Raw genomic sequence first — 20,325 nt, 5'->3', positions numbered from 1 at the left:
GAATTTTTGGCCTGACTTACCATTGAGGCATTAAAGACAGCGGTGCTTCTTCTAAAGCGGCGATCTGCTCTTTAAATGCAAGGACCTGACCTTCCCAGTATTTTGGCTCATTAAACCATGGAAAAGCGAGAGGAAATGCAGGGTCATGCCAACGTTTTGCTAGCCATGCCATATAGTGCACCATTCGTAGACCGCGAAGTGGCTCGATTAGTTTCAATTCTGCAGGATTAAAGTCGCAAAACTCTTGGTAAGCCTCTAAAACAATATCCAACTGCATCAGTTTGTCTTGGCGTTCACCGTTCAATAGCATCCATAAGTCTTGTACTGCAGGGCCGTTACGAGCGTCATCCAAATCAACAAACATAGGGCCATCTCGCCACAAAATATTGCCTGGGTGGCAATCGCCATGCAAACGAATGATATTGAAGCCTTCTTGCCAGTGGCTTTCAATTGATTTGATCAGCATATCCAAGTCATTGAAGAAGCTGTTCTCCAAGTGCATTGGAATCATATTGGCGTTTTGCAGAATCTCTCTTGGTTGATACAGGTATTCTTGTAAGCCGATCGTAGGGCGATGTTGGAAGGCTTGGCGGCTGCCGACTTTATGGATGCGGCCAAGGAAACGCCCTACACCTTCGAGCTGATCTAAATTGTCAACCTCGTATTGGCGACCACCCACGCTATCAAACAGCGCAAAAGCATAGCCTTGATAGTGATGCAGGGTTTCACCGTTGATGCGCACAGGTGGTGCGACGGGGATCTCATTGCCAATCAGCTCTAAAGTAAAGTCGTGCTCCTCTTGGATCTGTTCATTGCTCCAACGTTCAGGACGGTAAAACTTGACGACATAACGACGACGCTCTTCGTCAGTGAATTGATAAACACGGTTTTCGTAGCTATTGAGGGGAAGAAAGCCTGATTCTGCGCGAACGCCGATGCTTTCTAACGCGTACCACATAAAGTCTGGGGTAAGGGCGTCAAAGTTAAACATACTTTGGGACATATAAACAAAAAGGCTCATTACTGAGCCTTTTTCCGTTAGTCACTGAAGTAGCGCTATAGTTTTTTAATAAAACGGCTTTCTACTTCAATAGTGAATTCGTTGCTCTTATCGGTGAGTATAAACTGAATTGTCGTAATCGCAGAGTTTAGCTTGTCAGGATCGGCACCAAGACTCATTGGCAGGTTCAATACCTCACCTGGCTGGACCTGAATTGTCTGCTTACCATACCAGCTTACATCGGATAGCCCTTCAACATCCAACGAGTACTCTTGCACTTGCTGAGTTTTGTTGATCACCTTGAGGGTGTAGGTGTTTTCTACTTCTCCCGAGCCATTAACGCGGAACAGTTGGTTACGGTCGCGAATAACACTCATGCCGGCTGGGTCTACCGCTGCAATTTGGGCAAAGAAAAGACCGACCATGACGAGTAGTACGGCACCATAGCCTAACAGCTTCGGACGCATGACTTTGGTACTCTTACCCGATAAGCGATGCTCGGTGGTGTAACTAATTAAGCCTTTCTCGTAGCCCATGCGATCCATGGTGTTATCACACGCATCAATACAGGCGCCACAGTTGATACATTCATACTGCAAGCCGTCACGAATATCGATACCTGTTGGGCACACCTGCACACACAAATCACAATCAATACAATCACCCAAACCAAGTTGCTTTGGATCGGCTTTACGCGGACGTGGGCCACGTTTTTCCCCACGTTTTGCATCGTAGCCAACGATGAAGGTGTCTTTATCAAACATGGCAGACTGGAAGCGCGCGTAAGGACACATGTGAATACACATGATGGAACGCATCCAACCAGCATTACCATAGGTACAAATGGCAAAGAACATTACCCAAAAGACGGGCCAGAAGTTGGCGTTAAAGGTGAAAAAGTCGATAACCAATTGCTTCATTGGCACGAAGTAGCCAACAAAAGTAAAACCAGTGGCGAGTGCAATGGCAAACCAAGCTATATGTTTGACGGTTTTACGCATCGCTAAATTCGCCGTCAGCTTATTGGAGTCTTGTTTACGGCGTTTATTGGCACTACCTTCGAGCTTCTCTTCAAACCAGATATACATGAAGGTCCAGACGGTTTGTGGGCAGAGGTAGCCACACCAAACTCGACCTAAGAAGGTGGTAATAAAGAACAACCCAAACGCCGCGATCACAAACAGCAAGGCGAGTAGGGTAAGATCTTGTGGGTACAACGTGGTACCGAAAAAGTTGAACTGCTGGTTGCCAATATCAAGCAAGATCGCTTGACGTTCACCGTAAGGGATCCACGGTATCAAAGCGAAGAGAAGCAGTAAAAACCAACCACCGTAACGACGCAGTTTCTGGTAAGTCCCTTTGCTTTCGCGTACATAGATGCGATTACTTGGGTTGAACCGATCCCCGTTTCCTTTATGGGTTTTGGGATTATAGGTTTTAGGAGTCACATCTTTGATATCGATCTTGTCCTGACTCATGCACTCATCCTTCTTAGGCTTTTATAATGTACGGCGTCATTTCTATTGATGTCGCTCGATGACATTGCTGCTCGTTCCGTCATAAAGATGACCGAACATAATTATTTTAGTAAATACTGATGAACGGCGATTATACAATCAATAACAATTCCGTTTCTTTAACGCAGTCAATGTTTAACAACAAAAATCAGTACAGTTAACCTGATAATTGGCTGAACAGTTATAACCAATTGTGGGACTAAAAACTTTGGTTATAAAAAAGCGACTCACAGAGAGAGTCGCTTAAAGAATACTGGCTGTTGAGCTGGTTATTTGATGATGCCACGAGCGCGTAGGATCGCCGTTTTAAAATCGTCCTCTTGGTCTTTTTTGAGTCCAGGGATCATTTCATCTTTGCTGCTATTACGCATTTTAAGGTGGTAGATCAGTACATCGTCGGTCAGATCTTCTAGCTTTCCTTCATAGCCTGCTTCTTTTGCTAGCTTAACGATGAACTGCAATAGATTCAGCTCTTGATCTTTATGCCATTCAGGCTCTAGTAGCTCAAGCAGCTCTTCAATGCGATGACACTTCATTTCTTTCTCCACAGAATTTATAGGTGTAATTAGCAGTAAAGGTACCAAATTGCTTTGCGAAGACCAAATAGGAAAAACTATCTCTTTCACTGTAGTTCGTTCTAAGTCTTTGAAGCTTTATGAGTCGCGTGCAAAGAAAAAAGCGCAGCTGGCGCCGCGCTTTTGATTAAGCTGCTTTGATAACTTTGGCCGGAACACTCGACATCATTGCTGTCTTCTCAACCAATGTCATTGCTGGCGCAACTTGCTTTGCCTTTGGTGCAGTAGTAAAGCCACTGCGGCGGCGCATTGCACTAGTATTAGTGTGTGCGAACCTGACTGTTGTTGGGCGCATTAATTTACCTAACTGTCAGGCATATCCATTGCCGATGTAATGGCCTGAATCATTATGAGCTAGGCTCCAACAAGATTGAAGAATCACTCTTCTGGCTCTCGCCAATCCAGTTAATGAGTCAGGAATACCGATATGCATGCATATCAAGTGTAAGATTAGCATCCTTGTAATAATTGGTCGATAGTTGAGCAATTGAATTGTTTAGATTTTGTCATTTTGTCGCGATGTTCGAGGCAATTTTTGTTTGATCCCACGATCAGCAGTAGTAGTATGAGATCTCGATGAAGGAGGTGCCTATGTCATTTTTGAAGAAGACACTTGCCAGTTTTGGGATTGGGAGCGCGAAGGTCGACTCAATCTTAAACCAAGACGTGCTATACCCAGGTCAAAGTGTGGATGTGTCAATCCATGTATATGGTGGTGCGACTGAACAAGCGATCGACAACATTGATTTAAAACTCTGTTGCCGCTACATCGCCGAAGCCCCTGATGACCGTGGTGCGCGAGAAGGACACAGCATGCGCCGAGTACCTCAAACTCATGTGCTTGCTAAGTGGAGTCTCCCTTACGCATTTACCATCCATTCCGGCGAAGAGCGTACCTTCGATGTTAAGCTCGATGTGCCTTGGAACACGCCTGTCACCATTGGTGATGCCAAAGTATGGTTAGAAACCGGCTTAGACGTTGCTGCTGCTTTGGATCCGACTGATAAAGACATCCTCACCGTTCGACCTGATCCACTGATGGATGCGGTACTATCTGCATTTGAAGCGCAAGGTTTACGAATTCGCCAGGTGGAATGCGAGGAAGTGAAAGGATTCGATCTACCATTTGTGCAAGAGTTTGAACTGGTGCCAACCGACGGACCTTACCACGGCGTGTGGCGCGAATTAGAATTTGTTGCCCACCGCAGTGAGCAAGAGCTCAAGTTGTGGTTTGAAGTTGACCGCACACGCAAGGGGCAAGGTGGCATGCTCGCGAGCTTACTGAGTAGTGGCAAACTCAAGCGAGAGCTGACCATTCCTGCCACGACTAAGCCAGATCAAGTTGGCGAACTGGTACTCAATTATCTCGATCAAACTACTGCCGTTCATGAGTCTTAATTTAAGCTTACACGTGTAAGCCTAATGTGCCATACTAGAGCAAATTTCAAACTCTAGTATAGGCGCATTGATGTCCGAGCTGCAGAAACCTCAATACAGTCAACGTGAAGAACTGGCCAATACCATCACCCACGGTATAGGGATGATTTTTGGTATTGTTGGCTTGATACTGCTGTTAGTTAAAGCCATAGACCATCAAGCTGACACTTTAACGCTTACCAGTATGGCGATTTATGGTGCGAGTATTATCGTGCTATTTTTGGCCTCGACGCTCTATCATGCGATCCCTCATCCCAAAGCGAAACGTTGGCTAAAAACCTTCGACCACTGTGCTATTTATCTTTTGATAGCAGGCAGCTATACCCCTTTCTTGTTAGTCAGCTTAAGAACACCTCTAGCATTTGGGTTGATGATCGTTATTTGGAGCATTGCGTTGATCGGCATCATCATGAAAGTTGCGTTCGTCTATCGATTTAAAAAGCTTTCTTTGATGACGTATTTGGTGATGGGATGGTTATCGTTGATTGTGATTTATCAGTTGGCGATCAACTTGGATGTCGGCGGACTTACACTGCTTGCCGCTGGTGGAATTGTGTATTCACTGGGCGTGATTTTCTACGTTGCGAAGCGCATTCCCTTTAACCATGCGATTTGGCACGGCTTTGTTTTGGCTGGCTGCGTGTGCCATTTCTTTGCTATTTATTACTTTGTTGAGCCTATCTAGCCGATAGGCTCAACAAAGAATATTAAACACGTATTAGCGAGTTTTTACCTCTAGCACTTTGGCAGAAAACTGGTATTGCTGTGATTGCGGTACAGCCAGTTTTATGCTCTTACCTTGCTCCGCTTGCTGAGGTCGCAGGTAGGTATCCGCCATGCGCTTGATGGATTGCCAAACAGTCACGTTTTCTTTTGCCAGTTGCTGACCAGACATATCAAACACTTGCACCTCAACTTCCACTTGAATGACAGATTGAGAGCTTTGGTTAGTGATTGATGTAGGTAAAACAAGCTCACCGCTTTGATAGCTTGCTGAACCAATCAATACATCCACACCTGAATCTGATAGCTGCATGGTTGGCTTTTTGGCGTTTACCACCACGGTCGTGCCAACGGTTTTCGTTATCACTGGGATTGTCGCAATCGCAGGAGCTGCGATTGTTTCAACTACGCTTGCTGTTGTTTGTGTCTCCGTCGCTTGCTGCGCCGTTTTTTTCATGACGTATTCCCAGGTAAAGTCATCGTTCAACTTCACTTCTCGACCATCGGCTAAAGTGATGACCTCGGCGGCGTATGTGGATGAGGCGGCAAGTAGGGTCGCCAGAGTAATCCATGTTTTCATTGTTATACCTTTTAATTAGAGTCTGCTTAGCGGCGCCAAAACGCAGGAAAGAACAGTACAAGAATAGTCAGAATTTCCAAGCGGCCCATTAACATCCCAAAGCTTAAGAGCCATTTGGCAGTATCGGGCAGAGGCGCGAAGTTGCCTGTCGGGCCAATCACACTACCCATACCAGGGCCAACATTGGCAACGGCGGTGATTGAGCCAGAAATACTGGTCACAGGGTCGAGGCCAAGAGCACTTAAACAACCCGCGATAAAGATAATGGTGATAAAAAACATCAAGCCAAATGCCACCACTGAGCGAACAATATCATCATTCACCGGTCGCTGGTTATAACGCTGTACAAACACCCCTGAAGGGTGAATCAACTTCATCATTTGTTTGTTTAGCAGCGTCATTGCAATTTGGAAGCGGAAGATTTTGATCCCGCCAGACGTTGAGCCTGAGCATGCCCCCGCCATCATTAAGAATGCGAAAAGAGTGGTGGGTAATGCGCCCCATGCGGTGAAGTCTTCTAAGCCAAAGCCAGTTGTGGTGACGACAGAGACAATATTAAACATCGACACTCGCAGGGCATCCAAAATGGTGTACCCATCTCGAATCACTAACCAAGCTGAAATCACTAAGCTTGAGAATACGAACAGGTACGCAAATCCTCTAACTTGAGCGTCGTTAACCAACACATCAATACGGCGTTTACGTAATGCGGCGATAAAGAGCAAAAACGGCAAACCACCTAAGAACATAAAGGTAGTGGCCACCCAATGTGCGCCATTAGAGAAGTGGTTCATTGACCCATCAGATGTAGAGTATCCACCCGTCGATAGCGTAGTAAAGGCATGGTTGATTGCTTCGAACAGGTTCATGCCGGTGATCAAGTAGCCCAAAATACATAGGCCCGTTAGCATCAAATAAACCGCTACGATGTTTTTGGCGACCGTTTTCGCTCTTGGACTACTTTTATCCGACCAATCTGATGATTCGGTTTGGAATAGCTTCATACCACCGACATTCAGCATAGGTAACACTGCTACCGCCATCACGATAAAACCAATGCCACCAAGCCATTGTAAAATAGAGCGCCACAGCAATATGCTCGGCGCCATGTTGTCTAGGCCACTGAGCACCGTTGAGCCCGTCGTGGTGATACCCGACATCGTTTCGAAGTAGGCGTCGGTGAAGCTGATGTGGTTGATAAACACAAATGGCAAGGCGGCAAACGCACTCGCGATGGTCCAAACCAAACTGGTGATGAGGAACATATCGCGTACGCTGAGTTTGAACTTGGCGGTTCGACCTATCGTTAGGCAGATGAAGGCGGCAAGGTGCGTGATCACAACGGCTTGGGCGAAATCGAGGAATCCCCCCGTACCGGTAAAGAAAGCGACCAAAGTCGGCACGTACATAAACAGGGCCAGTTTGGATAAAACTAGCCCGATAACAAACAGTACGGGACGTAAGTTGACCATAGGAAAATCCTAGAGGAAGAATGGACTCGGCTGGAATAGCGCTTCGACGTCTGATACGTATTTTTTGTTGACCAGGAACATCACCACATGGTCATCCTGTTCGATGACCGTACGGTCGTGGGCAATAAGAACTTCTTCGCCACGAACGATAGCACCAATGGTGGTCCCAGGTGGAAGTTTTATATCTCCAATCGCACGTCCAACCACTTTAGATGTACTTTCATCACCGTGAGCGACGGCTTCAATCGCTTCCGCAGCGCCGCGGCGAAGTGAGGATACGTTTACGATATCAGCGCGACGAACGTGCGTTAGCAAGGCTGAAATAGTGGCTTGCTGAGGTGAGATTGCTACATCAATTACGCCGCCTTGTACCAGGTCTACATAAGCGCCACGTTGGATCAGCACCATCACTTTTTTAGCGCCCATGCGTTTTGCCAACATTGCAGACATGATGTTGGTTTCATCTTCGTTGGTCAGCGCGATGAAGACGTCGACTTGGTCGATGTTCTCTTCCGAGAGAAGCTCTTGGTCTGCCGCATCACCGCAGAACACGATGGTGTTTTCTAGTTGCTCAGAGAGCTTTTCTGCACGCTGGTAGTTACGCTCAATCAGCTTCACGCTGTAAGTTTGCTCTAGGCGTTTTGCCAAGCTTGCGCCGATGTTACCCCCGCCAACAATCATGATGCGGCGGTACGGTTTTTCTAGGCGCTGAAGCTCACTCATCACTGAGCGAATATGATTACTTGCTGCAACGAAGAACACTTCATCGTCGGCTTCAATGATGGTGGTACCTTGTGGGCGAATCGGACGGCCTTGACGGAAAATCGCCGCCACACGGGTATCAATGTGCGGCATGTGCTCACGCAAAGCAGACAACGCATTACCCACCAGCGGGCCACCATAGTAGGCTTTCACCGCCACTAGGCTGACTTTCTGTTCAGCAAAGCTCACCACTTGCAGCGCGCCTGGGTATTGGATCAGACGTTCGATGTAGCTCGTGACGAGTTCTTCTGGTGCGATAAGGTGATCAACAGGAATGGCGCCAGATTTAAACAGGGCTTCTTTTTCTGCCAAGTATTCTGGAGAGCGAATACGCGCAACGCGGTTTGGGGTATTGAATAGAGTGAACGCGACCTGACAGGCGGCCATGTTGGTTTCATCAGTGTTGGTTACTGCGACGAGCATATCGGCGTCTTGCGCGCCAGCTTCGTGTAGCACGTCTGGATGGCTCGCATGGCCATTGACCACACGTAGGTCGTATTTGTCCTGCAATTCACGCAGTCGGTCGGCATTATTGTCGACGATGGTGATGTCGTTGTTTTCACCCACTAGGTTTTCTGCCAGTGTGCCGCCAACCTGACCTGCACCAAGAATAATGATCTTCATACTCTTTTCTCGTATCTGAAAAAGGCGATTGAAATCACTTCAATCGCCCTATTTAGCATGCTGTTACGCGTGTGTTTTAGTTAGTACTGCGTAGTAGAAACCATCCATATCTTCTTCGCCTGGTAGAATTTGACGACCAGGCTGGTCGGGATCAGAATCCAGCAGTTGCGCATCCGCGGTACGTGCTAAAAACGCTTTTACTTGCTCCACGTTTTCTTGCGGTGTGATTGAACAAGTCGCGTAAACCATGGTGCCGCCGGGCTTCAGTTGCGTCCACATGGCATCAAAAATTTCACTTTGCAGCTCTGCTAATGCGGTGATGTCGTCTGCACGACGTAGCCATTTGATGTCTGGGTGACGACGAATCACGCCAGTCGCAGAACATGGGGCATCCAGCAAAATGCGATCAAATTGCTCGCCTTGCCACCATTCTTGTGGATTACGCGCATCACCGCAAACCACTTTTGCCTGAAGGTTGAGACGCTTCAGGTTTTCATGCACACGTTTCAAGCGTGTGTCGTCGCAGTCAATCGCGACCACTTCACTGCCTGACGTGCGCTCTAGAATGTGCGCCGTCTTGCCACCTGGCGCTGCACAGCAATCTAAAATCAGTTCGCCGTCTTGTGGTTTTAGATAGTTGATCGAGAGCTGCGCCGCCGCATCTTGGACCGAAACCCAACCTTTTTCAAAACCAGGTAGCTTCATCACGTCACATGGTGCGGCCAATTTTATGGCGTCCATTGCTTCTGTGTGTGGCGTGCTATCAATGTTTTCATTTTTGAGCAGCGCAAGGTATTCATCACGAGTGTGGTGTTGATGGTTCACACGCAGCCACATTGGTGCTTTTTGGTTGTTCGCTTCAACAATGCTTTCCCATTGCTGTGGGTAGGCCTCTTGCAGCAGTTTTAGTAACCAGCTTGGGTGACCGTACTTGCCAGCGTTGTTGCTGACGGCCATTTGGTCGAGTTCTTCTTGGTTGCGCTGGTAGTTACGCAATACCGCGTTAATCAAACCACGCAGACGAGGACCTTTCAGCTCTTTAGTGCCTTCAACCGTTTCACCGACAGCTGCGTGCGCAGGAATGCGCATGAAGCTCAGTTGGTAAATACCAACCAGAATTAGGTGATGGAATACACGTTGTTTGCCTTTTAGCGGCTTATCCATCAATTGGTTTGCGATCATTTCTAGGCGAGGTAGGTAACGTAGCGCACCGTAACAGATCTCTTGTAACAGAGCGTGGTCACGAGGTCGTACCGTTTGTTGAGCCGCTGGAAGAGCGCTTGAAAGTGAGTGGCCCTTGTCGACGACAAGATACAGGACGTTAGCAGCCGCAGCGCGAACATTCATGATGAGTACCTTAAAGTAAAGGAGGGCATCTCTGCCCTCTAAAAGTTCGTATAATCGGGGATAATAACCCCTAGTATGGCTTAAACCAGCAGAGTGCCAACTTCAAACCAAGCCGCACGCGAATTCAGAATATCCTGAACTGACATGGCTTTTTTGCCAGGAACTTGCAGTTGCTCTAGCACCAGTACGCCGTTGCCTGTCGCAACATAAATACCGGTTTTATCTGCTTGCACGATGGTGCCGGCTGGCTTGTCACTGGTTTGCTCTGCCACACGGCTTTGCCATACTTTGATGCTGTTTTCTGCCGCCTCAAAGTGGCTCATTGGCCATGGGTTAAATGCGCGAACGCAGCGCTCAATGTGCGCCGCATCGTCGTTCCAGTTGATGCGTGCTTCTTCTTTGCTGAGTTTTTTCGCATAGTTCGCGAGCTCATCGTCTTGCTTCACTAGCACTGCTTTACCCGCAGCAATGTCTGCTAGGCAGTCAATCAGAGCTTCTGGACCAAGCTCAGCCAATTTTTCGTACATTGAAGCGCTGGTATCTGTCGCTTCGATTGGCAGAGTTGCAATCTTCAGCATATCACCAGTGTCGAGACCGATATCCATCTGCATGATGGTCACGCCAGTTTCTGCATCGCCCGCCCAAATAGAGCGTTGGATTGGAGCCGCACCACGCCAACGAGGTAGGATAGAACCATGTACGTTGATACAACCCAGTTTAGGGGTATCAAGAACCGCTTGTGGCAGCAGCATACCGTACGCCACGACAACCATGAGGTCGGCGTTCAGATCGGCAAGTTCTTGTTTCGCTTCGTCGGACTTAAAGCTTTCAGGTTGGTAAACCGGGATATTGTGTTCTAGCGCCAGTTGTTTTACCGGTGGCGCAGCCAATTTTTTGCCACGACCCGCTGGACGATCTGGGTTTGTGTAAACCGCGATGACTTCATGCTCCGAAGACAACAACGCCGCCAAGTGACGGGCGGCGAAATCCGGAGTACCTGCAAAGACAATTCGTAAAGACTGACTCAAGGTAGACTTCCTTCTAATTGGTATGGTTCGAGATTAAGCGTTTTGCTGCTTCTCGTTAAAGCGTTTGATTTTTGCTAGCTTGTCCTGAATGCGTTTGCGTTTCAGTGGTGATAGGTAATCCACGAATAGCTTACCTTGTAGGTGATCAAGCTCGTGTTGAACACAAATCGCTAGCAGGTCGTCGGCTTCAAAGGTGAACTCTTTGCCATCACGATCCAGTGCTTTAACGGTAACTTCTGCAGCGCGAGGCACAAGTGCGCGCGCACCTGGTACCGACAGACAGCCTTCTTCGATGCCATCTTCGCCACGCTTTTCCAGAATCTCAGGGTTGATTAGCACCATCGGCTCATCGCGAGTTTCTGAAATATCAATCACTACGATACGTTTGTGGATATCAACCTGCGTTGCAGCAAGGCCAATACCTTCTTCGTCGTACATGGTTTCAATCATGTCATCGACGATTTTTTGAATCTCAGGTGTCACCGCTTCAACAGGCTTTGCGACTGTGCGCAGGCGATCATCCGGGAATGTTAATACTTGTAATACAGACATATTCACTCGAAATATTGAACTGTGCCGAAACAGCACAAACCTTGTTGGCTCAATTCTAGACATTTTATAGCCTAAATGACAGCATCCTTGCACCAATTTCCATTCTGGTTCCTGCTTAATAGACCAAGGACGAGGGTCATGAATCGAATTTTCCGCAACGTTGCCAGTGTTACGTTGCCGTTACTTTTCTCTTTCAACGCTGTAGCAAATGTGGATGCGAACCCACTGACTGTTAAAGATGATGCGCCACAAACATATGTAGTTGTGAAGGGCGATACGCTATGGGATATTTCGGCCATGTACTTAGATAGCCCGTGGTTGTGGCCTCGTTTATGGCAAGTAAACCCGGAAATCGATAACCCTCATTTAATTTATCCCGGTGACAAGCTGTCTTTGGTGTGGATTAACGGTCAGCCCGTGTTGAGCCTAAAACCGGTTAAGAAGCTGAGCCCGAAAGCTCGCATCACAGAAAAGAAAGCCGTACCAACGGTCGCGGAAGGTTTGGTGATGCCTTACCTTAAATCGGATCGGTTGCTAGATAAAGATTCGTTGAACAGAGCAGCAAAAGTGATGGGTAGCAGCAAAGGCAGTAAGTATCTGACTGCAGAAGATGTGCTGTATATCAATGGCAATCAGACCGCGACAGGTTGGGCTATTTACCGACCAGTAGCTACCTTTTCGCGTGACGATGTGTCCGAAGAGATTACCGCGCTGCGTTTGATTGCCAAAGGCGAGCTCGTTGAAGCTTCGAGTGATTATTCAGGTTTGAAGCTTACATCGCAAATGCAAGAAATCCTACGTAACGATATCGCGTTGCCAAATCAATCGGTTGAGAATACTGACTTCACGACTACGTTCTATCCGCTGCCGTCGCCACAAGGCAGTTCTGCAAAGTTGCTAGGTAATATCGAAGGTATTCGCTTTAGTTCAACTAACCAAGTCGTGGTGATTGATAAAGGCACGTCAGACAATCTGAAGCAAGGCAGTGTGTTTGATTTAAAAGAAGACGCGCACCCAGTTTACAAAGACGGCGATGAGTTCAAGAAAGAGTTTGGCGTGCTTGATAAGAAAATCACTTTGCCTCAAAGCAAAGTTGGTGAGTTGCTGGTCATTCGTCCTTATGAGTACTTTAGCTTGGCACTGATCACTAACAGTACGAAACCCATTAACCAAGATATTTCGGTGGTGTCACCGTTGGCGGACGAATTAACCATCGATGAATCGACGAAATAACGATGATCTCGCTGCCTGGTTAAAACTGAGTTGTTTACCAGGCATTGGCGGCGTCAAAATGAATAAGCTACTGGCAAGAGACACGCCACGTAACATCGTAAACTTCTCTCCTGAACAGCTACAACAACTTGGGTTAACAACTAAGCAAATTCAAGCTTGGGCTTCAACAGATAAAGAAGTCGATGCTTGTTTAAGCTGGCTTGAGGCTTCTACAAATCATCATATCCTGACACTGACTGACCCGCGTTATCCACCTCAACTCAAACAAATCGTTGCACCGCCACCTCTACTTTTTGTTCAAGGAAACCCTACTTGTCTCTCTCAGCCACAAATCGCGATGGTTGGCAGTCGAAATGCGAGTATTGATGGATTACAGCATGCACGTCAGTTTGCTGCAGAGTTTGTTCAGCACGATTTTATTGTCACCAGTGGTCTCGCTTTAGGCATTGATGGTCATGCGCATGATGGTGCGTTGCAAGCGGGTGGTAAGACGATTGCGGTGCTAGGATCTGGTTTAGCAAATATTTATCCAGCACGTCATCGTAGTTTAGCGCAACGTGTTATTGAACACGGGGCTTTGGTGTCTGAGTTTCGGCCTAATGCCAAGCCGCGCCCAGAAAACTTCCCGCGTCGTAATCGTATTATTAGTGGATTATCGCTTGGTGTACTGGTCGTCGAGGCGGCGAAAAAGAGCGGCTCGTTAATTACAGCTCGTTACGCGCTTGAGCAAGGTCGAGAAGTATTTGCGCTGCCAGCGTCAATCAATGCCCCCAATGCCTGCGGTGGAAACCAGTTGATACGTCATGGCGCTTGCCTCGTAGAAAAGACGAAAGATGTCTTAGATGAAATACAGTCCTTGCTTGATTGGTCTATTAATCAGAGTACCGATTTATTTTCTACGTTAAATGATGAAGAAGAATTGCCATTTCCTCAGCTGTTAGCTAACGTAGGAAGTGAAGCTACACCGGTTGATATTCTTGCAAACAGGACCAATATACCTGTCCAAGAAGTCATGATGCAGCTCTTAGAGTTAGAACTCTCTGGGCATGTCGTTGCGGTTTCAGGTGGCTATATTCGAAAGGGGAGGGGCTAGCTATGATGATGGATATACTGATGTATCTATTCGAAACCTACATCCATAGCGATGCAGAGTTACAGGTCGAACAAGACGAGTTGGAAGAAGAATTGCTCCGTGCAGGCTTCCAACAAAAAGATATCTACAAAGCCCTTGTCTGGTTAGAAGAGCTTGCCGCATTGCAGCAAAGTGACACCTCTTCTGCAATCTCGACTTGCATGGCTTCGTCATCAACTCGTATCTACACAGCGAAAGAGATGCAGCGTTTAGATTTGGAATGCCGAGGATTTCTATTGTTTCTCGAGCAAATCAATGTGTTAACCACAGAAACTCGCGAAATGGTGATTGACCGAGTGATGGGATTAGAAACGAGTGAGTTTGAGCTTGAAGACCTCAAATGGATCATTCTGATGGTGCTGTTTAATGTGCCTGGCAACGAAAACGCTTACACGCTAATGGAAGAGCTGTTGTACACCAAGGAACAAGGGATTCTTCACTAACCATCTGGGCAAGTTCGAGTTTAGCCAGAATAAACGCGAGCTTGTCTTTTTGTGTGTTTTTCACGAAACGGTAAGTATGAGTAGTAAAATCGACAACACCCTTTTCTCTGCCCATGAACACGCTTTGGAGCACGAGCCGTGTCCAAAATGTGGTGGTGAGCTGACTCTCAAGCACGGAAAACATGGCCCATTTCTCGGCTGTAACCATTACCCAAGCTGTGATTACATTAAACCGCTACACAGCAATGATGGTCACATCGTGAAAGAGTTGGGTGTGCCTTGTCCTGAGTGTGGCAATGAGTTGGTTCTCCGCCAAGGGCGCTACGGTATGTTCGTTGGTTGTAGCCATTACCCGGCTTGTCATCATATTGAGTCGATTAATCAACCAGAGCCAGAGGCGCAGTCACAAGAGCAACACGCTTGCCCTGAATGTGGCAAAGGACATTTGGTTGAGCGTAAAACCCGATTTGGCAAAACATTCTACGCGTGTGATAACTACCCTAAATGCAAATTTGCTGTGAACCTTGCTCCGGTCAAGGGGCGATGCGAAGAATGTGGTTTTACTTTGTTGGTGGAGAAGAAACTCGCCAGTGGTGTGAAATTGCAATGTGCCAACCGTAAGTGCCAGCACACCCAACAAGGGTAAATACATCAAAGGAATTAAAAAGGGTCGCATCGTGCGACCCTTTTTTTATTTTTTTGCTGCCAAACGTTAGTGTTGAGGCTGTTTAGCGAACGCTTGCACGGCTGGGAAAGCTATTGGGTCTAAGATGTCTGCCAGAGCGCACAACCTACGGTGCAATTCTCCTGGGTAGTCGCCACACACGTTGATGTGTCCCATCTTGCGACCTGCACGTTTCTCTTTGCCATACCAATGAAGGTGGCAACCATCCATTAATAACAATGCTTCTGGTAGTGTGTCTTCACCAAGAATATTAATCATTGAGGTTTCACGAACCAATTTCGTACTGCCTAATGGTAAGCCGCACACTGCGCGCAGATGGTTTTCAAACTGACACGTTTCTGCACCTTGCTGTGTCCAGTGACCAGAGTTGTGCACGCGTGGAGCAATCTCATTCACTAAAAGTGCCCCATCGACATCAAAGAACTCAAGCGCTAATACGCCAACGTAATCTAGGCTATCTGCGACTGCCGTGAACATTTGCTTTGCTTGTTCCTGTAACCTTGGCGCATCAATCGCAGTAGAAAGACTCAATACACCGTTGGTGTGGACGTTCTCTGCCAGAGGATACACTTCCACACTGCCATCTTTGCTTCGAGCACCAACCAGTGATACTTCGCGGTTAAAAGGAACAAACTCTTCAGCAACAATCGCTTGAGTTGGTGTTGCCGCGATGCACTCTGCCATCTCAGTCCAAATGTCGTCGACTTGAGAAGCTTCTTTTAAGCGCCATTGGCCTTTACCATCGTAACCACCTAATGCACTTTTCAGAACCATTGGCATACCAACGTGTTCAATTGCGCGCTCAAAGTCTTCACGAGTTTCAATGACGTAGTATTTCGCGTTGCGCACGCCAGCATCATCAAGCAGTGCCTTTTCAATACGGCGATCACCACCTGCTTTGATGGCTTGCGTACTTGGTAGGAACTTGCCGCTCGCTTCGCAAACCTTGAGCACGTCATGTGGAATATGCTCGAACTCGGCAGTAATCACATCAACTTGCGTAATCGCATTTTCCAAACCATGGCCAAGTACCTGTTGAGTTAAAGGGTGAACGACATCACCGTTGGTGACATCGTAAGCTGAAATTTGAATATTCAGTGGCGCACCAGCCAGAGACATCATACGAGCCAACTGACCCGCACCAAGAACCAGTACATGCATCTGATTAATCCTCTGCAGGGTTTGGATTTGCGAGAACTGTTTCCGTTTGCTCATTACGGAATGCTTCTACCTTCGCCATGATGTTTTCATCATGAGTGCCTAGGATTTGCGCTGCTAGGATACCGGCGTTTGCTGCGCCCGCTTCGCCAATCGCCAATGTACCAACCGCAATTCCCTTTGGCATCTGTACAATAGAAAGCAGTGAATCCATACCTTTCAGTGCACGAGACTGAACGGGAACCCCAAGCACTGGCAAACTAGTAAACGCCGCCGCCATACCTGGTAGGTGGGCTGCACCACCTGCGCCTGCGATGATAACTTTGATGCCGCGTTCTTTTGCGCCACTGGCGTAGTCAGCCAGTAATTGAGGAGTTCGGTGTGCTGACACGACTTTTGTTTCGTAAGGCACGCCAAATTGGTCTAGCATGTCCGCTGCTAGTTTCATGGTTGGCCAATCGGATTTAGAACCCATGATGATACCGACTTTCATCTCAAACTCCTTTAAGCTGCAAAAATTAGGTGAGCTATAAATTTGTGCGCATTATACGGGGATTTTTATCTCAAGCAAACGTTTGCGCCTTGTTGTTGGCGCTATTGATACATTTTATAAAAAAATTGCTTTAGTGTCTGAGAATGAATATTTGTACACTTAGTGAAAACAACACAGTCAAACAAATAGGAAGTAATCGGTGGATAACTTTGAACAAGTGCTCAACGCACTCAAGCAAGGCGAAGTGATTGCCTATCCAACAGAAGGGGTTTTTGGTGTCGGATGTGATCCAGATAACCCAGAAGCAATTCAAAAGCTATTAGAGCTCAAGCAGCGTCCGGTAGAAAAAGGGCTGATTCTCATCGCGGCAAGTTATGATCAGCTCTTGCCTTATATTGATGAATCTCAGTTGACTGGAGAACAATTACAGACTGTTCATGCCACTTGGCCAGGCCCATACACTTGGATCATGCCAGCGAGCGATAAAGTATCCAACTGGGTTTCAGGGCAGTTTGATTCAATTGCGGTTCGTGTGACTGATCATCCTTTGGTGCAAAAAATGTGTAATGCATTCGGAAAGCCGTTAACCTCTACCAGCGCGAATCTTTCCGGCTTACCACCGTGTATGACCACGGAAGAAGTCGAAGAGCAGTTGGGGGATAAGCTGGTCGCCATTCTTCGTGGCGAGACCAGCGGTCGTGATAAACCCAGCGAGATTCGTGACGCCAAAACTTCACAAATATTAAGACAGGGTTAACCCTGCTAGCCAGCCATCATTAGGTTTCACGTAATAGGTAATAACGTATGTCAGCGATCGATAAGCACGCCGTAAAGCAGTTCTTGATGTCACTTCAGGACTCCATTTGTCAGCAGTTAGAACAAGAAGATGGAAAGGCCGTCTTTGTCGAAGATGCATGGCAACGTGAAAAAGGAGAGCGTCTGGGTGGCGGTGGTCGCTCACGTGTTTTGCGTGATGGCCTTGTTTTCGAGCAGGGAGGCGTGAACTTCTCGCATGTGGAAGGGAAAGAAATGCCAGCATCTGCGACAGCGCATCGTCCAGAGCTAGCGGGTCGTCGTTTTGAAGCGATGGGTGTTTCTTTGGTTATTCACCCTAAAAACCCTTATGTACCGACTTCACACGCCAATGTCCGCTTCTTTATTGCAGAAAAAGATGGCGAAGACCCAATTTGGTGGTTTGGTGGTGGTTTTGACCTAACGCCGTTCTATCCATTTGAAGAAGATTGCCAATCATGGCACGACACTGCAAAACTGCTTTGTGCGCCATTTGGTGACGATGTTTACCAAGAGCATAAAGCATGGTGTGACAAATATTTCTTTCTACCACATCGTAATGAAACTCGCGGTGTTGGCGGTTTGTTCTTTGATGATCTAAACCAGTGGGAATTTGATAAGTGTTTTGCTTACATCAAAGCAGTCGGTGAAGGCTATTGCCAAGCTTACTTGCCGATCGTTTCTCGTCGTAAAGAGATCGAGTATGGTGAGCGTGAGCGTGAATTCCAACTATATCGTCGTGGCCGTTACGTAGAGTTCAACTTAGTGTATGACCGTGGTACCTTATTTGGTTTACAAAGCGGTGGGCGTACTGAGTCGATTCTGATGTCAATGCCGCCGCTCGCTCGCTGGGAGTACTGCTACGAGCCAGAAGCGGGATCGCCAGAAGCTGAACTTTACGAGCGATACCTAACGCCACGAGAGTGGTAAGCACGGAATCTCCTTTTCTATATAGATAGATAGTGATAGGGTCATCTGTAATCAGGTGGCCCTGTTTTCTCTATATCTAAGTAAGGAACAAAGGTAAGGAAATGACCCAGCAAATCGATCGCTATGCCGTGTTTGGTAATCCTATCGGACACAGTAAGTCGCCATTCATTCACACCTTGTTTGCTCGTCAAACTAATCAATCTTTGGTGTATACCGCAGAAAGTGCACCTGTTGATGGTTTTATTGACGCGGCGAAGGTGTTTTTTGCTGAAGGTGGCAAGGGGTGCAACATCACTATGCCATTTAAAGAAGATGCTTATCAATTTGCTAGTCGATTGACAGAACGGGCTCAGTTAGCAGGCGCGGTAAATACCCTCAAGAAGTTAGACGATGGTGAAATCATCGGTGACAACACTGATGGTGCAGGTTTAGTGCAAGATCTGCTTCAGCATCAGGTTGTATTGGAAGGCGCGCGAATCCTAATTATTGGCGCTGGTGGTGCAGCTCGTGGTGTTATTAAGCCACTACTCGATCAAAAGCCGACCTCTTTAACCATTACCAACCGTACCTTTAGTAAAGCACAGGAGCTTGCAGAGCTGTTTGTCTCTCACGGTCCTATCCGCGCCAAAGAGATGGCAAGTATTGATGAAGAGTATGATGTCATCATTAACTCCACATCCGCTTCTCTAAGTGGTGAACTGCCGACTATTTCATCCTCCATCTTTGCCGCTAACAGTACAAGCTATGACATGATTTATGGCAAAGGGGTGACGAGCTTTAACTTATGGGCAAAAGAGAATGGTGCCGCTCATGCGTATGACGGTCTTGGAATGTTAGTTGGGCAGGCTGCGGAAAGCTTTATGCTTTGGCGTGGCTTACGTCCTGGTGCTAAACAAGTTCTCAGAGAACTAAGAAAGAACCTTGAAGGTCAATAAGCGATGAATCAATCCATCTTATTCCCAGATATTCAATCATGGGATGAAGTATCACAATCGGTAAACTTTTCGGCGCAACAATCAGGCGCGCTAATAGAGTGCTTTGTGACGAAACAAAAGTTAGAAAAGCTCAGTGGTTCACTGATTGAAACTGAGCAAGCGGCAATTAAAGTGTTTACTGATTACCGATTCGACCTAGAAGAAATGGCTGAAGAGCTAATAGAAGATGAAGCCTTCAACGAAGAAGGCCATATCATCATCGGTTAACAGGGTTTTAGTTCAAGTCTTTTACTTCATTTAAGTAGTCGTTTTTGTTCTGCACATAGTTGTTGGCAGACTTTTGCAAGAAAGCTCGTTCTTTTTCTGATAGAGGGCGAGCTTGTTTTACTGGGCTTCCAACATATAAGTAGCCACTTTCTAATACTTTCCCAGGTGGCACTAAACTGCCTGCTCCGATCATCACCTCTGACTCAATTACAACAGCATCTAAAACAATAGCTCCCATACCAACCAAAACACGATCGTGGATCTCACAACCGTGCAGCATCACTTTGTGGCCAATCGTAACGTCATTACCAATAATCAATGGGTAGCCGTCTGGGTTTTCGGCGTTCTTATGGGTGACATGCAAAACACTGCCATCTTGAATATTCGTTCGATCACCAATGTGAATGTGGTTTACATCGCCTCGCGCTGCTACCAATGGCCAAATGCTAGAATCATCGCCAATTCGGATATCACCGACTAAAACAGAGGTTGGGTCAACGTAAACACGCTCACCAAGTTCAGGCTTTATACCTTTGTAGCTTCTCATTGAGCTCATCTTTTTTCCTTATTCAGGGCGATTACAGGGTGTATGGAGGTAGAATAGTAGTGAAAACTCGCCTTTTAGAATAAAAAACACCCA

Annotated in this window: 23 protein-coding genes; 10 read left to right on the top strand and 13 right to left on the bottom strand. The window is 47.0% G+C overall.

The annotated features are described in order from the left end of the window. Positions 1-16: 16 nt before the first annotated feature. From R7F67_RS18840 to R7F67_RS18825, 4 genes are all read right to left on the bottom strand, one after another. Positions 17-1,003: a serine/threonine protein kinase gene (locus tag R7F67_RS18840; protein WP_031777274.1), complete on the bottom strand. Its 987-nt coding sequence runs from the start codon at positions 1,001-1,003 to the stop codon at positions 17-19. Positions 1,004-1,056: 53 nt separating this feature from the next. Continuing rightward, positions 1,057-2,478, bottom strand: coding sequence for a cytochrome c oxidase accessory protein CcoG (gene ccoG / locus R7F67_RS18835; protein ID WP_017821570.1), 1,422 nt, complete (start codon positions 2,476-2,478; stop codon positions 1,057-1,059). A gap of 308 nt (positions 2,479-2,786) precedes the next feature. Continuing rightward, a complete protein-coding gene (locus R7F67_RS18830) occupies positions 2,787-3,053 on the bottom strand; it encodes a YihD family protein (RefSeq protein ID WP_017821571.1) in 267 nt (88 codons plus the stop codon). A 166-nt stretch (positions 3,054-3,219) separates the two neighbouring features. Further along, positions 3,220-3,387 carry a hypothetical protein gene (locus tag R7F67_RS18825; RefSeq protein WP_005379043.1) on the bottom strand — a complete coding sequence of 56 codons (168 nt, stop codon included), beginning with the start codon at positions 3,385-3,387 and terminating at the stop codon, positions 3,220-3,222. A 296-nt stretch (positions 3,388-3,683) separates the two neighbouring features. Here R7F67_RS18825 and R7F67_RS18820 point away from each other — a divergent pair, with 296 nt between their 5' ends. Both R7F67_RS18820 and trhA read left to right on the top strand, forming a co-directional pair. Beyond that, complete coding sequence (locus tag R7F67_RS18820; protein WP_017821573.1) at positions 3,684-4,490, top strand: sporulation protein; 807 nt, start codon at positions 3,684-3,686, stop codon at positions 4,488-4,490. A 70-nt stretch (positions 4,491-4,560) separates the two neighbouring features. Beyond that, entirely contained in the window at positions 4,561-5,214 is a 654-nt protein-coding gene (trhA, locus tag R7F67_RS18815; protein ID WP_005379047.1) for a PAQR family membrane homeostasis protein TrhA, read from the top strand. 33 nt (positions 5,215-5,247) lie between these two features. Here trhA and R7F67_RS18810 read toward each other — a convergent pair whose 3' ends face one another. The 6 genes from R7F67_RS18810 to def all read right to left on the bottom strand — a co-directional run bounded on the left by R7F67_RS18810 (position 5,248) and on the right by def (position 11,617). After that, positions 5,248-5,832: a DUF3157 family protein gene (locus R7F67_RS18810; protein ID WP_017821574.1), complete on the bottom strand. Its 585-nt coding sequence runs from the start codon at positions 5,830-5,832 to the stop codon at positions 5,248-5,250. Positions 5,833-5,858: 26 nt separating this feature from the next. Beyond that, positions 5,859-7,304, bottom strand: coding sequence for a TrkH family potassium uptake protein (locus R7F67_RS18805; protein ID WP_017821575.1), 1,446 nt, complete (start codon positions 7,302-7,304; stop codon positions 5,859-5,861). A gap of 9 nt (positions 7,305-7,313) precedes the next feature. Further along, positions 7,314-8,690 (bottom strand): Trk system potassium transporter TrkA, encoded by a 1,377-nt coding sequence (gene trkA / locus R7F67_RS18800; protein ID WP_005379062.1) that lies wholly within the window; start codon positions 8,688-8,690, stop codon positions 7,314-7,316. A 63-nt stretch (positions 8,691-8,753) separates the two neighbouring features. Beyond that, positions 8,754-10,037, bottom strand: coding sequence for a 16S rRNA (cytosine(967)-C(5))-methyltransferase RsmB (rsmB, locus tag R7F67_RS18795; protein ID WP_017821576.1), 1,284 nt, complete (start codon positions 10,035-10,037; stop codon positions 8,754-8,756). An 80-nt stretch (positions 10,038-10,117) separates the two neighbouring features. Further along, positions 10,118-11,065 (bottom strand): methionyl-tRNA formyltransferase, encoded by a 948-nt coding sequence (gene fmt / locus R7F67_RS18790; protein ID WP_017821577.1) that lies wholly within the window; start codon positions 11,063-11,065, stop codon positions 10,118-10,120. Between the two features lie 33 nt (positions 11,066-11,098). Next, positions 11,099-11,617, bottom strand: coding sequence for a peptide deformylase (gene def, locus R7F67_RS18785; protein ID WP_005379068.1), 519 nt, complete (start codon positions 11,615-11,617; stop codon positions 11,099-11,101). Between the two features lie 138 nt (positions 11,618-11,755). Here def and R7F67_RS18780 point away from each other — a divergent pair, with 138 nt between their 5' ends. The 4 genes from R7F67_RS18780 to R7F67_RS18765 all read left to right on the top strand — a co-directional run bounded on the left by R7F67_RS18780 (position 11,756) and on the right by R7F67_RS18765 (position 15,071). Beyond that, a complete protein-coding gene (locus R7F67_RS18780) occupies positions 11,756-12,850 on the top strand; it encodes a LysM peptidoglycan-binding domain-containing protein (RefSeq protein WP_017821578.1) in 1,095 nt (364 codons plus the stop codon). Further along, complete coding sequence (gene dprA / locus R7F67_RS18775) at positions 12,834-13,943, top strand: DNA-processing protein DprA (protein ID WP_017821579.1); 1,110 nt, start codon at positions 12,834-12,836, stop codon at positions 13,941-13,943. The genes R7F67_RS18780 and dprA overlap by 17 nt, the downstream gene beginning before the upstream one ends. A 2-nt stretch (positions 13,944-13,945) precedes the next feature. After that, on the top strand, positions 13,946-14,425 hold the full coding sequence (locus R7F67_RS18770; protein ID WP_005379074.1) for a DUF494 family protein: 480 nt from the start codon (positions 13,946-13,948) through the stop codon (positions 14,423-14,425). A gap of 76 nt (positions 14,426-14,501) precedes the next feature. Next, positions 14,502-15,071 carry a type I DNA topoisomerase gene (locus tag R7F67_RS18765; protein ID WP_017821580.1) on the top strand — a complete coding sequence of 190 codons (570 nt, stop codon included), beginning with the start codon at positions 14,502-14,504 and terminating at the stop codon, positions 15,069-15,071. 66 nt (positions 15,072-15,137) lie between these two features. On the opposite strand, the gene R7F67_RS18760 is transcribed toward R7F67_RS18765, so the two are convergent. After that, a complete protein-coding gene (locus tag R7F67_RS18760; protein WP_017821581.1) occupies positions 15,138-16,271 on the bottom strand; it encodes a 5-(carboxyamino)imidazole ribonucleotide synthase in 1,134 nt (377 codons plus the stop codon). Between the two features lie 4 nt (positions 16,272-16,275). Continuing rightward, entirely contained in the window at positions 16,276-16,761 is a 486-nt protein-coding gene (purE, locus tag R7F67_RS18755) for a 5-(carboxyamino)imidazole ribonucleotide mutase (protein WP_005379082.1), read from the bottom strand. A gap of 199 nt (positions 16,762-16,960) precedes the next feature. On the opposite strand from purE, the gene R7F67_RS18750 reads away from it, so the two are divergent. The 4 genes from R7F67_RS18750 to R7F67_RS18735 all read left to right on the top strand — a co-directional run bounded on the left by R7F67_RS18750 (position 16,961) and on the right by R7F67_RS18735 (position 19,685). Continuing rightward, positions 16,961-17,518: an L-threonylcarbamoyladenylate synthase gene (locus R7F67_RS18750; protein ID WP_065274970.1), complete on the top strand. Its 558-nt coding sequence runs from the start codon at positions 16,961-16,963 to the stop codon at positions 17,516-17,518. 47 nt (positions 17,519-17,565) lie between these two features. Then, positions 17,566-18,483, top strand: coding sequence for an oxygen-dependent coproporphyrinogen oxidase (gene hemF / locus R7F67_RS18745; RefSeq protein WP_065274969.1), 918 nt, complete (start codon positions 17,566-17,568; stop codon positions 18,481-18,483). Between the two features lie 101 nt (positions 18,484-18,584). Further along, a complete protein-coding gene (gene aroE, locus R7F67_RS18740) occupies positions 18,585-19,418 on the top strand; it encodes a shikimate dehydrogenase (RefSeq protein WP_065274968.1) in 834 nt (277 codons plus the stop codon). Positions 19,419-19,421: 3 nt separating this feature from the next. Next, on the top strand, positions 19,422-19,685 hold the full coding sequence (locus R7F67_RS18735; RefSeq protein ID WP_005379090.1) for a DUF1488 domain-containing protein: 264 nt from the start codon (positions 19,422-19,424) through the stop codon (positions 19,683-19,685). A gap of 7 nt (positions 19,686-19,692) precedes the next feature. Here the strand turns inward: R7F67_RS18735 and R7F67_RS18730 are convergent, their stop codons facing one another. Continuing rightward, entirely contained in the window at positions 19,693-20,241 is a 549-nt protein-coding gene (locus R7F67_RS18730; RefSeq protein ID WP_258476206.1) for a gamma carbonic anhydrase family protein, read from the bottom strand. Positions 20,242-20,325: the final 84 nt, after the last annotated feature.

The organism is Vibrio sp. YT-17 (assembly GCF_033337375.1).
GTDB classification, from domain to species: domain Bacteria; phylum Pseudomonadota; class Gammaproteobacteria; order Enterobacterales; family Vibrionaceae; genus Vibrio; species Vibrio alginolyticus.
Note: the sequence above shows the minus strand (reverse complement) of the source record. Positions and strands in the feature narration are given on the sequence as shown.